13 protein-coding genes are annotated in these 15,013 nt (G+C 71.1%); 7 read left to right on the top strand and 6 right to left on the bottom strand.

Going from position 1 to position 15,013, the window contains the following annotated elements:
- Positions 1–108: 108 nt before the first annotated feature.
- Positions 109–900 (bottom strand): M23 family metallopeptidase, encoded by a 792-nt coding sequence (locus tag AC1DV7_RS06860; protein WP_477595896.1) that lies wholly within the window; start codon positions 898–900, stop codon positions 109–111.
- A gap of 79 nt (positions 901–979) precedes the next feature.
- Positions 980–1,990, bottom strand: a complete 1,011-nt coding sequence (locus AC1DV7_RS06855; RefSeq protein ID WP_477595894.1) for an alpha/beta fold hydrolase — start codon at positions 1,988–1,990, stop codon at positions 980–982.
- Positions 1,991–2,118: 128 nt separating this feature from the next.
- On the opposite strand from AC1DV7_RS06855, the gene AC1DV7_RS06850 reads away from it, so the two are divergent.
- Positions 2,119–2,520, top strand: coding sequence for a cobalamin B12-binding domain-containing protein (locus AC1DV7_RS06850; protein WP_477595892.1), 402 nt, complete (start codon positions 2,119–2,121; stop codon positions 2,518–2,520).
- A gap of 52 nt (positions 2,521–2,572) precedes the next feature.
- Here the strand turns inward: AC1DV7_RS06850 and AC1DV7_RS06845 are convergent, their stop codons facing one another.
- A complete protein-coding gene (locus AC1DV7_RS06845; protein ID WP_477595890.1) occupies positions 2,573–3,154 on the bottom strand; it encodes a hypothetical protein in 582 nt (193 codons plus the stop codon).
- 116 nt (positions 3,155–3,270) lie between these two features.
- Positions 3,271–5,178 (bottom strand): CocE/NonD family hydrolase, encoded by a 1,908-nt coding sequence (locus AC1DV7_RS06840; RefSeq protein WP_477595888.1) that lies wholly within the window; start codon positions 5,176–5,178, stop codon positions 3,271–3,273.
- Between the two features lie 348 nt (positions 5,179–5,526).
- Between AC1DV7_RS06840 and AC1DV7_RS06835 the strand changes: the two genes are divergently transcribed.
- The 5 genes from AC1DV7_RS06835 (at position 5,527) to sucD (ending at position 11,418) form a co-directional block, all read left to right on the top strand.
- Positions 5,527–7,584: a M4 family metallopeptidase gene (locus tag AC1DV7_RS06835; RefSeq protein WP_477595886.1), complete on the top strand. Its 2,058-nt coding sequence runs from the start codon at positions 5,527–5,529 to the stop codon at positions 7,582–7,584.
- 92 nt (positions 7,585–7,676) lie between these two features.
- Positions 7,677–8,147: a hypothetical protein gene (locus AC1DV7_RS06830; protein ID WP_477595884.1), complete on the top strand. Its 471-nt coding sequence runs from the start codon at positions 7,677–7,679 to the stop codon at positions 8,145–8,147.
- 37 nt (positions 8,148–8,184) lie between these two features.
- The gene (locus AC1DV7_RS06825) at positions 8,185–9,156 is read left to right on the top strand and encodes a threonine dehydratase (RefSeq protein WP_477595882.1); all 972 of its coding nucleotides are present in this window, start codon (positions 8,185–8,187) and stop codon (positions 9,154–9,156) included.
- Between the two features lie 164 nt (positions 9,157–9,320).
- Positions 9,321–10,508 carry an ADP-forming succinate--CoA ligase subunit beta gene (gene sucC / locus AC1DV7_RS06820; protein ID WP_477595880.1) on the top strand — a complete coding sequence of 396 codons (1,188 nt, stop codon included), beginning with the start codon at positions 9,321–9,323 and terminating at the stop codon, positions 10,506–10,508.
- A 19-nt stretch (positions 10,509–10,527) separates the two neighbouring features.
- Positions 10,528–11,418, top strand: a complete 891-nt coding sequence (gene sucD / locus AC1DV7_RS06815) for a succinate--CoA ligase subunit alpha (protein ID WP_477595878.1) — start codon at positions 10,528–10,530, stop codon at positions 11,416–11,418.
- Between the two features lie 148 nt (positions 11,419–11,566).
- On the opposite strand, the gene AC1DV7_RS06810 is transcribed toward sucD, so the two are convergent.
- Positions 11,567–12,979 (bottom strand): hypothetical protein, encoded by a 1,413-nt coding sequence (locus tag AC1DV7_RS06810; RefSeq protein ID WP_477595876.1) that lies wholly within the window; start codon positions 12,977–12,979, stop codon positions 11,567–11,569.
- Positions 12,972–13,535 (bottom strand): RNA polymerase sigma factor, encoded by a 564-nt coding sequence (locus AC1DV7_RS06805; RefSeq protein WP_477595874.1) that lies wholly within the window; start codon positions 13,533–13,535, stop codon positions 12,972–12,974. Before AC1DV7_RS06805 ends, AC1DV7_RS06810 begins: the two co-directional genes overlap by 8 nt.
- A gap of 117 nt (positions 13,536–13,652) precedes the next feature.
- On the opposite strand from AC1DV7_RS06805, the gene AC1DV7_RS06800 reads away from it, so the two are divergent.
- Positions 13,653–14,888, top strand: a complete 1,236-nt coding sequence (locus tag AC1DV7_RS06800; protein WP_477595872.1) for a cell division protein PerM — start codon at positions 13,653–13,655, stop codon at positions 14,886–14,888.
- Positions 14,889–15,013: the final 125 nt, after the last annotated feature.

Genomic DNA, 15,013 nt, shown 5'->3' with positions numbered 1-15,013 from the left:
GCGGTCCGGACGCCGGTCCTGGAGCGCTTGGCCCCGAGCGGGGGCCTGGACGCGACTGAGCCCCCGCGGAATCCGCGGGGGCTCAGTCGTTCACAGGACCAGGTCTGGCTACTGCAGGCCGTGCGCGTGCAGCCAGGGGGCGGGGTCGATGGCCGACCCGCCGTCGGGGTGGATCTCGAGGTGCAGGTGGGGGCCGGTCGAGTGGCCCGTGTTGCCGGAGAGGCCGACGATCTCGCTGGGTGCGACCTTGTCGCCGACGCTCACCGAGATCGAGCTCATGTGGCCGTACACGGAGACGGTGCCGTCCCAGTACTCGATCTCGAGCTTGTTGCCGTAGCCGCCCTCGTAGCCGGCGAAGACCACGGTGCCGGTCGACATCGAGGCGAGGGGGGTGCCGACGGGAGTGCCGAAGTCGTTGCCCTCGTGCATCCGCCCCCAGCGCCAGCCGTAGCCGGAGGTGAAGGCGGCGCCCTTGATCGGCTGGACCCACTTCTCGCGGGCCTTGCGCTGGGCCTCGGCCTTGCGGAGGGCGGCGGCTGCGGCCGTCTTCTTGGCGACGGCGGCGCGCTCGGCGCTCCTGGCCACGCGCTGGGCCTCGGCGGCGCGGGCCCGGCCCGCTGCCTGCACGGCACGCTGCTGCTCGGTCTCGACGAGCGCCCGCTCGGCCTGCGCGGAGCTGCGTTGCCGGGCCTCCGAGGCCTTGCTCGCCGCCGTGAGGTCGAAGGCGGCAGGTGCCGACTCGGCGACCGTCGCGCCGGTCGCGGTCACCACGAGCGCGGCCGCGGCTGCGCTGGGCAGCACGAAGCCACTGCGCAGCGCCACGGGGAAGCGGGGTCCCCGCWTGGGCGCGCGGTGACGGCCGGGGGCGCGGTGACGGCCCTCGTAGGAAGGTGAGCTCACTGAGTAGATGCCTCACGTGCGGGGGGACACGGAAGCCACGAGGGTAGCGTGATCTGTTCGTTATACAAAACCACGCTGGTCAGGAGCCCTTTCTACGCAGTTCGGTCACTCCGGGAGTGACGGTGTGACCCTCGGAGTCCAGCAGGGCGAGCGTGGACGAGATGCCGTGGACGACGCTGCCGATGATGGGCAGGGACATGTGTCCTACACCGTGCAGGTCGATGTTGCGGACCGAGAGATCGGGGTGCTCGAGCGCAGCGTTGCGCTGGGGGAAGATCATCTGGTCGAGGTCGGACCAGTAGACGACGAATCGCGTCCGGCAGCCTGGGACCGGCTGCTCCAGCTCGCGCATGAGCCCGCTGCCCGGGCGCAGCTGCCGGGTCAGCTGGCTGTGCCAGCCGTATGCCGTGTAGGTGCCCTGGTGGGGCGTGCCGAGCGTGACGAGGGTGTGGACCCGCTCGTCGCCCCCGAGCCGCGTCACGTAGTAGCGCGCGATGAGGCCGCCCATGGAGTGACCGACCACGTGGATCCGCTCGTAGCCGGTCTCGGCCACGAGCGCCTCGACCTCCTCGGCGAGCTGAGCCGCCGCGACGCGCACGTCGGCGGTGAACGGGGAGTAGTTCATGCTCGTCACGCGGCCGAAGCCACGCCGGCGCAGCCCCAGGCGCAGCAGCGTGAAGATGGAGCGGTTGTCGACCATCCCGTGCACCAGCAGGATCGGCGTCCCCGCGGCCTCGACGTCGGAGATGACCAGCCCGCGCTGGATCGGGGGCAGGTGCTCGACCCGGAACCCGAGGGCGCTGTCGCGTCCGTGGCGGCCCAGGACACCCCAGGGGTAGAGCGCGAGGTGCGTCGTGAGCCAGGCCGCCTCGACGGCTGCCCCGACCACACCGGTCGGCGTGGCGAGCGCCTTGATCGCACCCCCGACGATGTCGCCGGCGGCCCCACCTGCCCGGGACACCCGGGTGGCGACCGAGGCGGCGGCCCCACCGACGGTACGGGCGACCAGGTCCCCTGCACGCGCGGGCTCCCCCGACACTGGCCGCTGCGGTGCGACGGGTCGGCGAGGGCGCGGGACGCTCAACGTCATGACACCGCGAACCTAGTCGTTGAAACGACCACAATCGAGTGTCGTACGTCACGATTCGGCGTGTTGCCGCGTGTGGGCGCAGTCACCCGTGGTGCCGGGCACCGCTCCGGACTGGCTAGTCTGCGGCCATGACTGACTCTCCCCTGCGCGTCGTCGTGGCCAAGCCCGGGCTCGACGGACACGACCGTGGCGCCAAGGTTGTCGCCCGCGCACTGCGTGACGCGGGCATGGAGGTCGTCTACACCGGCCTGCACCAGACGCCCGAGCAGATCGTCGAGGCGGCGATCCAGGAGGATGCCGACGCCGTGGGCCTCTCGGTGCTCTCGGGTGCCCACATGACCCTCTTCGCGAAGGTCATGGAGCTCCTCCGAGCCCGCGACGCGACGGACATCGTCGTCTTCGGCGGCGGCATCATCCCCGAGGGCGACATCCCCGAGCTCGAGAAGATCGGCGTCGCCAAGGTCTTCACCCCCGGCGCCACCACGACCGAGATCGTCGAGTGGGTCCGGGGCAACGTCACCCCCCAGTAGGCGCAAGAGAGGGGCCAGGCGTGCTGCCCGGCCCCTCGGTCACCCGTCCGCGCTACCGCAGGAAGGCGTGGCGTCGGACGATCCCGGTACGCGCCCACAGCTGGCCGAAGCCCCAGGTGTCGCCGGCGAGAAGGAGTGCCAGGACGACGACGCTGACGGCGCCGATCATGTGGTCATCGATGACCGGGTTGTTCTCCAGCGGCAGCGAGGCAGTCCACATCAGCGCGTAGAGCAGGGCGCCGGCGGCTGCGGCCATCCGCATGCCGATGCCCACCGTGAGTGCGAGACCGATGCCCAGCAGGCCGGCCATGAACATCCAGTCAGCCCAAGCCTGGCCGGCCATGCCGTTGAAGAAGCCATGGAACGGGTTGTTCTCCGGGACCCCGAACTTCAGGAACCCCGTGGTGGGGCTGCCACCGTGGATCCACGCGGCCGGACCGAAGCGGTCGGTCACGCCGTCAGCGTTGACGCCGGTGTGGAAGCCGAGGGCGAACAGCTTGTCGAAGAAGGCCCACAGGAACGTGAGCCCGAAGGCGACCCGCAGCACCGCAAGCGCCCTGCGGGCCGTGGAGTGGGTGACCACGTCGTGCTCGACGAGCACATCGAGCTGGGGGTGGCGCTGGATCGTTGTCATGACTGCGTCCTCCTATGTGGGCCGGACGGCCCGGTTGTGTGCACTTCCATGCTCGAACCGGGACGGTCGGCCGGACAGGGCCCTTCGTCCTGCCGGGAGGCGTCGTGGACTGTCTGCTACATCACCACCGGGACCCGGAGCACCGCTGGCGCGGCGGGTGAGGTGTGCACCGTCACGGGCTGCACCGCATACGCGTTCTTGTAGGCGGCGTCGGTGCTGGCCAGCACCAGCTGCAAGCGGTGACCGGCGGCCACGCGGTGGACGACCGCGGGGAGCTCGATGTGGACGGGCTGGGTGACGTCAGCGACCCGCACGGGGCTGATGAGCTTGTGCACCAGCGTCTTCGAGCCGTCGGGAGCCACGTCGTACAGCTTGGCGAACACCTGCAGCTGACCGCTCGGACCGGCCTTCTGGGTGAGCGCCACGGCGGGGGAGTCGAACCGGACGTCGAGCGTGGGCGACCCGACCACGGTGAGCGGCTTGGTCTGCGCCGGGGTCGTCCACGCGCCGAAGGTCCCGGGGGTGTCGTAGGGGGTGGTGACACCGTCGGGCAGGTCCACCTGGCCCTCCAGCCCCGAGACCTCGGAGTAGGAGGCCGGCGCCCCGGCGCCCGGGTTGGTCCAGGTCGTGCTGCCCGGCTGGACGCTCGTGCGTGAGGTCACCAGCTGGTCCGCCGCCGAGAGGTAGAAGGTCCGGCCGGAGCCCACGGGGTAGGACGAGGCGCTCGCGTACGCGGGGGCGGCGCTGCCCGAGTAGCCCACCCAGTCGCGGAAGTAGGCGAACTCCGGGCCGGTGCCCACCGACGACCCCTTGAGGTGGTGGTCGAACCAGTTCTTGATGCGCAGCCCGAGGTAGGTGTCCTCGATGTGCTCGCCGCTGAGGTCGAGCTCGCCGGGGGCAGCGCCGCTGGCCCCGTTCGCGCCGCCGGAGTGTCCCCACGACTGCCAGGCCATCGTCACGGGGACGCCACGCTGCTTGAGCCCGCGGTAGGTCGCCACGGCCTCCTGCAGGTTGAAGAGGGTGTCGTTCTCGCCCTGGATGAGGAAGGTCGGCACCGTCACCTTGTCGAGGTAGTGCGCCACCGAGACCCGGTCGGTCAGCGACAGGGTGGACGACGTCGGATAGCCCAGGGTGTCCAGCGTGGCCTTGGCCGTGCACGCCTCGACGACGAAGTTCGGGCAGCCGACGTTGCGTGCGGGGTCGATCGCGGCACCCTGGACTCCGTCGGCGATCCCGACGCCGAAGAAGAGCCCGGCCCAACCGATCTTCTCGGTGCCGGGGTTGGACCCGGCATACGTGACACCGGTCGTGAGGCTCGTGTTGTTCGGCGCCAGCGAGTAGCGCAGGTCGTTCCACGTGATGAGCGGCACGAGGGTGTCGACGCGCGAATCCATTGCAGCAGTAGCGAACTGGATCTGGCCGCCGTAGGAGCCTCCGATCATGCCGAGGCGCGGGTCGTGGGTGGCCGCATCGTCGAGGACCGTGAAGTCCACCGTCAGCTCGCCGGCGCCGCGGGGCACGCCGCCCACCAGCGCCGAGTCGTATGCGGTCGCGCCGCCACCGCCGAGGTACGTCACCAGCGAGGTGGCCGCGATGCCGTCGCGACCGGGGTCGTCGAGCGAGATCTTGCAGCCGCTGTCGGGGAAGCCCAGACCGGTGTACGACAGGACGGTGTAGCCGCGCTGGGCGAAGGCACGGCCCAGTCCGGCCTGGTCGTCCTTGCTGCCGCCGAAACCGTTGGTGGTCAGGATCGCCGGCACGCGCGCGGACGGCGAGGCCCGGTGCGGCTTGTACAGGTCGGCGTCGATGGTGCAGGTCTGCGGCTGCCCCAGGTCGTTCGTCCCGGCGGGAACCGTGAAGGTCAGGCCGGTGAAGGTGTCGACGGTGTCGAGCGCGTCGGCGGCCGGTCCCGGTCTGGCGGCGCTGGCCGAGCCGGCGGTGGCGAGGACGACGGCCCCGAGGGCGAGGGTGGTCAGGGCGACCACGACGGATCGGCCGGGGCGGGGTGCGACGGAGCTCGGCACTGAGTCCTCCTGGAGGTGCACCTCCGGTGCACTGACGGGGTGGCGCGACCTACGTCATTGCGCCCTGTACCCCTTCAACGAGATGCACCGGAGGCGGGTTACGCAGCGAAATGTTGACCAGCGCTTGGCAAATGGCTGAAGAAACCACGGGTCGGAACGTTCCAGCCCCGCAGGTTGCCCTGTTTTGGCAAAGTCTTGGCCAGTTTGGTTGACCCGGTGCAACCGCCGAGGGTTGGGTCAGGACGCGCCGAAACCCGTGGCTGTCCGTGCCGCACTGGAGGGGGCTCGACGTCTGCCAATCCCAGGTTGCCACCACCCGTGGGCAACCCTGTCGAGAAGAGGTAAGTCGTGTTCCGACTGTCCACCGGCGCCGCTCTGGGCGTCGCCGTCGCGGCCGCAGTGGCAACCCCACTGTCTGCCGCAACAGCTGCACCCGTCGCCGCGCCCAGCCACGCACAGGCGGCGGCCTCGGCTGACGCCGACCGGGACCACGCGGCCCTGGGCCTGTCCAAGGACGAGAAGCTCGTGGTCCGCAATACCCTCACAGACGGTGACGGCACCCAGCACGTCCGCTACGACCGCACGTACAAGGGCCTGCGCGTCGTGGGAGGCGACCTCATCGTCGCGAGGACCGCGGCCGGTCAGGAGAAGGACGTCCACTACAACGCCAGCGGAAAGGTCGCTGTCGCATCGACGACCCCGACGGTGACGAAGTCCAAGGCCCTGTCCGAGGGCAAGTCGGCCGGGCGGCAGACGGAGTCCCCGTCCGGCGAGCTGGTGGTCTGGGCCGGTGGCGCGAAGCCCGTCTTGGCCTACGACGTGCTGGTCAAGAGCGTCCGGGCCGACCAGGTGCCGTCGCGGATGCACACCCTCGTGGACGCCAAGTCGGGTGAGGTCCTCATCAGCTACGACGAGGTGCAGACCGGCACGGGCAGCGGCATCTTCTACAACGCCTCCCTCGAGACCAAGGCGCACACCGGCGGCGGCTACGAGCTGACCGACACCCACGGCAACAACACCCGCGACGCCCAGAACCAGGGCGACCCCAACACGGGCGTCGGCCCTGCGGGTGTCCTGTTCGTCGACTCCGACGACGTCTGGGGCAACGGGGCGGTCTCGGACCGCGCTTCCGCCGCCGTGGACGCCCACTACGGCGCCACCACGACGTTCAACTACTACAAGAACGTCCTCGGCCGGAACGGCATCTGGAACGACGGTCGCGGCGCTCCGTCCCGAGTGCACTTCGCCAACGCGATGGAGAACGCCTTCTGGGACGGGACCCAGATGTCCTACGGCGACGGCGCGGGCAACGCGGCCCCGCTGACCGAGATCGACGTGGCCGGCCACGAGATGTCCCACGGTGTCACCGAGAACACCGCGGGGCTCGTCTACAGCGGCGACGCGGGCGGCCTCAACGAGGCGACGTCGGACATCTTCGGCACCGCCGTCGAGTTCTACGCCGCCAACGCCAGCGACCCGGGCGACTACCTCATCGGCGAGGAGATCGACATCAACGGCAATGGGACGCCGCTGCGCTACATGGACAAGCCGAGCAAGGACGGCCTGTCCAAGGACTGCTGGTCCTCGACCCTCGGCCAGCTCAACCCGCACTACTCCTCGGGCCCGCTCAACCACTGGTTCTACCTGGCCTCCGAGGGCAGCGGGGCCAAGACCATCAACGGCGTCAGCTACAACAGCCCCGTGTGCGGCACCGCCGCAGCCGTGACGGGCGCCGGCCGGGCCAACATCGAGAAGGTCTGGTACCGCACGCTGTCGACCAAGCTCACCAGCAACAGCAACTACGCCGCCGCACGCAACGGGGCGATCAACTCCGCCATCGAGCTCTACGGTGCGACGAGCCAGACCTGCAAGTCGGTCGAGGCGGCCTTCACCGCCATCGCCGTCCCGGCAGGCTCGGCCACCTGCGGCACCACGCCCCCGCCCACCGGCGGCAACCTGTTGCAGAACCCGGGCTTCGAGTCGGGCGCGGTGAACTGGACGGGGACTGCGGGCCCGATCACCAACAACGCCAGCCGTCCGGCGCGTACCGGCACCTGGAAGGCGTGGCTCGGTGGCAACGGGTCGACCTCGACCGAGACGGTCCAGCAGAGCGTGACGATCCCGTCCACGGTCACGGCTGCGACCCTGTCGTTCTGGCTCCGCACCGACACCGCTGAGTCCGGCAGCACCGCCTACGACACGATGAAGGTCCAGGTGGTCGACGGCGCGACGACGACCACTCTGGCGACCTACTCGAACGTCGGCACCAACGCGACGTACACGCAGAAGTCGTTCAACGTCACGGCCTACAAGGGCAAGACGATCTCGGTGAAGTTCCTCATGAACGAGGACTCCACGCTGCAGACGTCGTTCGTCGTCGACGACACGTCCCTGGCCACCAGCTGAGGACACCCAGACCGTGGCGGTGAGCCGGGGAACCTCCGGCCCCGCCTCACCGCCACAACCTCACTCGCACTCTTCGGATCGGGGGTCCAGAGGTGACCGATACCTCACTCCTGCACCCCCGATCCAAGGTCGCCGGGGTCGTGCTGGTCGTCCTCGCCCACGTGGCGGCAGCAGCCGTCGCGGCGGTGTGGGCACGCGGCAGCGACCCCCGCACCGAGGCCGGGACAGCGGCGATCTTCCCCGTCACCGTGCGCCGCACGGGCGGGATCGCCGGGGTCGACGACCGGGCGGTCGTCACGGCCACCGGTGACGTGACCCTCAGCACGAGGAAGGGGCCCGCCGGCAGCTGCCGGCTCAGCGCGACCGATCTCGAGGAGCTCGCCGACCTCGCCGCGCGGAGCCGCCCTGGACGCACCCCGACCGTCGACGACGACATCTCCGACGCGTTCCACTACGAGATCGAGTCCCGGGGAGGGACGACCCGCTTCGGGACCGGCGACAACCCCCGCGTGGTCACGGACCTCATCGCTGCGGTGGGTGGGAACCGGTCGCGGTGCCGCTGAGCAGTCGGGGGCGCACGGCTGGGGCAGACTGCGTGGCATGACGCTGACCCGTGAGGAGCTCGACGCGGCGACCGGCGTCGTCCGCCGCCACTTCCCGGCAACCCCGCAGTTCGAGTGGCCGCTGCTCGGCCGCGAGGTCGGTGCGCAGGTGTGGGTCAAGCACGAGAACCAGACCCCCACGGGGGCGTTCAAGGTGCGCGGTGGGCTGGTCTACGCCGACCGCCTCGTGCGCGAACGCCCGCACGTGCGCGGGCTCGTCTCCGCCACCCGCGGCAACCACGGCCAGAGCTTGGCGTATGCCGGGCGAGCGGCCGGGCTGCGCGTCGTCATCGTCGTTCCCGAGGGCAACAGCCCCGACAAGAACGCGGCCATGGAGGGGTTCGGCGCCGAGCTCATCGTCCACGGCCGGGACTTCCAGGAGTCGCGCGAGCACGCGATGGGGCTGGGGGAGGAGCTCGGGCTGGAGCCGGTGCCGCCCTTCCACCCCGACCTCGTGGCGGGGGTCGCGACCTACGCCAAGGAGCTGTTCGACGCCGCGGGAGCGCTCGACACGGTGTACGTGCCGGTCGGCATGGGCTCGGGCATCTGCTCCCTCATCGCCACCCGCGACCTGCTCGGCCTGCCCACCGAGGTCGTCGGCGTCGTCAGCGACCGGGCGCCCGCCACGGCCCTGTCCTTCGAGGCCGGCGAGGTCGTCGACACCGCGACGGCCGACACGTTCGTCGACGGGGTCGCCTGCCGGGCGCCGATGGCCGAGGCAGTCGAGCAGATCGTCGCCGGCGCCGCCCGTGTCCTCACGGTCTCCGAGGACGAGACTGCCGAGGCGATGCGGGTCATGCTGCGCACCACCCACCAGCTGCCCGAACCCTCCGGCGCCATCGCGCTCGCGGGTCTGCTGTCCGAGCGGGACCGGGTCGCCGGTCGGCGGGTCGCCACCGTGCTGACGGGCGGCAACTGCGACGCCGACATCCTGGTGACCGTCCTCGCGGGGCGCACACCCACTCCGTGAGCCGGCCACCCGGTCGGCACGCCCACTCCGTGAGCCGGCCATCCGGCATACGGACGCGCGTGGTGATCTTGCTCCCACCGGCCACCACCCGGGGGAGCCAGCCGTCGTCGACAGGACTAGTCTCGGGCCCGAACCACACCCATCCGTAGACGAGGACGTCAGACGTGGATCTGTTCGAGTACCAGGCCCGAGACATGTTCGAGAAGCACGGCGTGCCCGTGCTCGCCGGCGCCACCGCCACCACCCCCGAGCAGGCCCGCGCGGCCGCCGAGGAGATCGGCGCCAAGAGCGGCGGCGTGACCGTCGTCAAGGCGCAGGTCAAGACCGGTGGTCGAGGCAAGGCCGGCGGCGTCAAGGTCGCCAAGACCGCCGACGAGGCGCAAGCGCACGCCGAGGCCATCCTGGGCATGGACATCAAGGGCCACACCGTGGGCACCGTGATGATCGCCCAGGGCGCACGGATCGCCGAGGAGTACTACTTCTCGATCCTGCTCGACCGGGCGAACCGCACCTACCTCGCGATGTGCAGCAAGGAGGGCGGCATGGACATCGAGACCCTGGCCGTCGAGCGCCCCGAGGCGCTGGCCCGCATCGAGGTCGACCCCAACACCGGCATCGACGAGGCCAAGGCGCGCGAGATCGTCGGCGCGGCAGGCTTCGACGACGAGACCGGTGCCGCCATCGTCCCGGTCCTGCAGTCGCTGTGGACCGTCTACCGCGACGAGGACGCGACGCTCGTCGAGGTCAACCCGCTGGTCAAGACCGAGGACGGCGACATCGTCGCCCTCGACGGCAAGGTCACCCTCGACGCGAACGCCGACTTCCGCCACCCGGACCACGAGGCGCTCGAGGACAAGGGCGCGGCCGACCCGCTCGAGGCAGCGGCCAAGGAGAAGGACCTCAACTACGTCAAGCTCGACGGCTCCGTCGGCATCATCGGCAACGGCGCGGGGCTGGTCATGTCCACGCTCGACGTCGTGGCCTACGCCGGCGAGGAGTTCCCGGGTCAGCCGAAGCCGGCCAACTTCCTCGACATCGGTGGTGGCGCGTCGGCCGAGGTGATGGCCAACGGGCTGCACATCATCCTCGGCGACGAGCAGGTGAAGTCGGTCTTCGTGAACGTTTTCGGCGGCATCACGTCGTGCGACGCGGTGGCCAACGGCATCGTGGGCGCCCTCAACGCGCTCGGCGACGAGGCCACCAAGCCGCTCGTGGTGCGGCTGGACGGCAACAACGTCGAGGAGGGTCGTCGCATCCTCGCGGAGGCGAACCACCCGCTGGTGACCATCGAAGAGACCATGGACGGCGCGGCCCGCAAGGCCGCCGAGCTGGCTTCGGCCGCGACGAACTGACCGAAGGAACGGCATACCAATGGCTATTTTTCTCGACGAGAACTCCAAGGTCATCGTCCAGGGCATGACCGGCTCCGAGGGCATGAAGCACACCCAGCGCATGCTCGCCTCGGGCACCCAGATCGTCGGCGGCGTCAACCCGCGCAAGGCGGGCACGACGGTCGACTTCGACGGTGGCACCAGCGTCCCCGTGTTCGGCACGGTGGCTGACGCGGTCGCCGCCACCGGCGCCAACGTGTCGGTCATCTTCGTGCCGCCGGCGTTCGCCAAGTCCGCCGTGGTCGAGGCGATCGACGCCGAGATCCCGCTGGCCGTCGTCATCACCGAGGGGATCGCGGTCAAGGACACCGCCGAGTTCTACAACTACTCCAAGGGCAAGGCGACCCGCATCGTGGGCCCGAACTGCCCCGGCCTCATCAGCCCCGGGAAGTCCAACGCCGGCATCATCCCCGCCAACATCGCGGGCGCCGGACGGATCGGCCTGGTCTCCAAGTCGGGCACGCTGACCTACCAGATGATGTACGAGCTGCGGGAGTTCGGCTTCTCGTCCGCCGTCGGCATCGGTGGTGACCCGATCATCGGCACCACCCACATCGACTGCCTCGAGGCCTTCGAGAAGGACCCCGAGACCGACGCCATCGTCATGATCGGCGAGATCGGTGGCGACGCCGAGGAGCGGGCTGCGGCCTACATCAAGGAGCACGTGACCAAGCCGGTCGTCGGCTACGTCGCGGGCTTCACGGCGCCCGAGGGCAAGACCATGGGTCACGCCGGCGCCATCGTGTCGGGTTCCGCGGGCACCGCGGCGGCCAAGCAGGAGGCCCTCGAGGCCGCCGGGGTCAAGGTCGGAAAGACGCCGTCCGCAGCGGCCGACCTGATGCGCGAGATCATGCAGGGCCTGCAGAAGTAGCCTCTGCCGCAACGAGGTTCGCGACGGCCGTCACCCTGGTGGGTGGCGGCCGTCGCGCGTCCGCGGTGTGCCGTGGTGAGCGGGAGTCTTTGATGGGTTGACCACGCCAGGGCGTGGTCAACCCATCAAAGACTCGCCTCAGGGAGGGCTACTTCTGGCGGGCGAGGGCGAGCAGGCGGTCGAGCTCGGCGAAGCCCTGCTTGGGGGCGGCCACCTTGGTGAGGACGACGGTGCTCATCGCGCCGGGGGTGCGCTGGGCGGTGACGCCGACCCACTCGGAGAGGCTGGGCGACCCGTCGGTGAAGACGGTGTCGAGGCGGAAGGTCCCATCCGTCGGTCCGGAGGTCGACTTCACCGTGTAGTTGGACCCCTTGCAGCCCTTGCCGTAGAGCGCCTCGGCATCGACGAGCCGGGCGGCCACGTAGTCCGCCTGGATGGCGGGGTCCGTGGCGTCGTCGAGCTGGACGCGCTGCCGCCCGAGGTAGCCCGTCGTGCCGCTGCCGGTGCGGATGGAGACCACCCCGACCCGGCCCCCGATGCCGGCCTGCTGGTCGTCGGTCTCGCAGCTGGCGACCGCCGTCGACCCCTCGAGCGCGCCTGGACCGTCGGAGGTCTTCGCCCCACTCGTCAGCCCCTCGGAGGCCCACTGTGAGGCGGCGACGAACAGCTTCGAGGACGGCACGGAATCGGGTCCGGTGACGGTCATGTCCTCGTTCAGCGCCTTGGGGCCGGAGTAGGTGGGCTGGGTGGTGGTCGACGTCGCCGAACCGGTGTTGGCCGACGGCGGCCCCGCAGCCAGGTGGGCGTGCGTGGCTCGCGCCAGTGCCAGCATCTGGTCTTGCGTGAAGCCGCCGGACTTCACGTCGTTGAAGGCTGGGTCGACCAGCTGCAGCAGGGCCACCCCGGCGCGCCCGGTGACCACCGCGAACCAGCCAGAGCCAGCCTGCGGGGTGGCGTACGAGTAGATCGGGTACTCGGTGGTGGGTGCCTTGGTGACGACGAATCCCGGTCCGGCCTCGCAGGACTCGATGGCCGCTCGTGCCACGTGCTCTCCAGCGGCAGGGTTGCCGGACACCATCCAGTAGGCACCCGAGCCGCTGACGGGCGAGTTGGCCTGGCGCATCTCGTCCTGCTGTACGGGCGTCCCGAGGTCCGGTCCACACTCGACGCCGCCGCCCTTGGTGACCGGCGTGACGGTGACCGAACCGGTGGGCAATGCCAGGGCGGACTCCCAGTCAGCCGCCAAGGGGAGCAGTGAGCTGGGTCCGGTGACGCTCGGCGTCGGCGTCGGCGTCGGCGTCGCGCTCGTGCGGGTGGCTGGCAGCACGGGCCCGGCGTCGGTGCGACCGAGCTGGGCGTAGCCCACCGTGCCCGCCACGACGAGCGCCGCAGCCGCTGCGGCACCTACCGCGACATACCGGCGGCGACGACGCGCCATACCCCTTGCCCTGACGAAGCGGACGTCGGGCAGGGGCGCGGACTCCACGTCGACGCGCAGCGAGCCCAGGGCAGCGCGGACCCGGGCGTCGTCCGCCGCGGTCCAGTCCTCGTGCTCAGCCATGGTCGCTCTCCTGGTGCTGCAGGGCCTGCGCGAGCAGTGCGCGGCCCCGGTGCAGGCGGGCCTTGACGGTGCCTGCGGGGGTGTTGGTCTCGTGGGCGATCTGGTCGATCGACAGGTCGCCGATGTAGTGCATGGTCACGGCCTCGCGGACCGGCTCGGGCAGGGTGCGCAGCGCTGCGACCACCGCCACCCGGTCCTCGTTCGGCGGCCCGGTCGTCTCGTGTGCGCCGTGTCGCTCGTGGGCCCTTGCCTGGGTGGTGCGCTTGCGCCATCCCGAGATGGCGGTGCGCCGGGCCACCGTGCGCACCCACGCGAGAGGGTCGTCGTGCGTCCGGACCGTCGACCACTGCTGCCAGGCCTTGGCGTACGCGTCCTGCGTGGCGTCCTGGGCGACGGTGAGGTCGCCCGTGAAGGCGTAGACGAGGTGCACTACGCGGCGGGCGGTGTCACGGTAGAAGGCGTCGAACTCCGCCTCCGCGGACTGCCCGCGCGTGCCTGCCACCGTCACCTCACCCTCACGCGTCTCGGGCTCAGTGCCCGCGCTCCTCAAGGCCATCACACCGCAGCAGACGCACTCGCAGGGGGACTGGTTGCGGCGCGTTCGGACATTTTCGGCGGTTGCCCGGCGTTGCTCGTCGGTCCTGGCGCGGCAGTCGGCGACGATGGGACGGACATGAGTGTGATGGAGCTGCTGCGCGGGGGAACGTCGACCGACGACGGAGGACCGGACCGGGAGACGCTGGTCCGGTCCGGGCTCGCCGGTGCCGGTGCGGCCGCCGCGTCCGCGTGTGCCGTCGTCCTCCCCGCCCTCGTCGTGTGGGTGGCCTCGCCCGAGAGCTCGGTCTCGTGGACGGCGTCCCTGGGCGTGGGTGCGAGCCTGTGGCTGCTGGGCACCGGGGCCCACCTGCACGTGGGGGCTGCGGACATCACGGTCGTCCCGCTGCTGTTCCTCGCGTTGGCCGTGGCCGGGGCGACGTGGGCGGCCGTCCGTGCCGCCCGCGACGCGGCCGACGACCGCACGGTCCGCCTCGTCGCAGACCTCGTCCACCGCCGCCTCGCGCACGTCCTCGGTGCCTGGACGGCCGGGTATGCCGCGTGCGCCGCGCTGTGGGCGGTGGTCGCCGGCGCGGCCGGGCCGAGGCCTGTCCTCTTGAGCCTGCTGCTCCCCGTCCTCGTCGTCCCGATCTCGGCTGCCCTGCTGGCGCTGGGCAGGCTGGCTCGCCGCCGACCCGAGCTCCTCGGTCCTCGGGTCCGCCGGCCCGACTGGGTCCCGGGCGCGGTGCACCGGGGCCTGCGTCCCGGGCTCGAGGGCGCGGCCGCGCTCCTGTTCCTCGGCACGGCCACCTGCGTCCTCCTGGTGGCGCTGCACTTCGACCGGGTCAGCCACCTGCAGGGCCAGCTCGAGCCCGGCCTCGTGGGTGGGGTGGTCCTCGCGCTGGCGCAGGTGCTCGTGCTGCCCAACGTCGCCCTCTGGGCGGTCTCGTTCATGGCCGGCACCGGCTTCTCGCCGGTCGAGGGGGCCTCGGCCACCTGGACCGGCAGCCGCACGACCCTGCTCCCGATGGTCCCGGGGTTCGGCGCGCTGCCCGAGCCGGGGGCCTTTCCCGGCTACCTGCCGCTGCTCGCCCTGGTACCCGTGGCGGTCGGCGCGATCGTGGGGTGGCGCTCGCTCAAGGCGGTGGCCCGCCTGTCGACCACCCGCACCAAGCTGACCGTCACCGCCTCGGCCGTCGTGGTCGCCGCGGCGGCCATCGGCCTGCTCGACGTCGTGGCGGGCTCGTCGCTGGGCATGAGGCGCATGTCCTCGATCGGTGCCCCCGCCGGCTGGCTGACCCTGGCCCTGCTCGTGGAGCTCGGCCTCGGCGCCGGGCTGGTGCTGGCCTGGGACCGCTGGAAGCTCCGCCGCTGACCCGGACCCTGGTGGCCCCACCCCGCACGACCGGGGTCTTTGATGGCCTTGCCACGCCCTGACGTCGCACATCCATCAAAGACCCGTGGCTGGACCGGTTGGCGGACGCGGCTGCGGTCGCTCCG

It is taken from the genome of Pedococcus sp. P2_E4, from assembly GCF_056403935.1.
The sequence above is the reverse complement of the archived record's forward strand: the minus strand, read 5'-3'. Positions and strand labels throughout refer to the sequence as shown.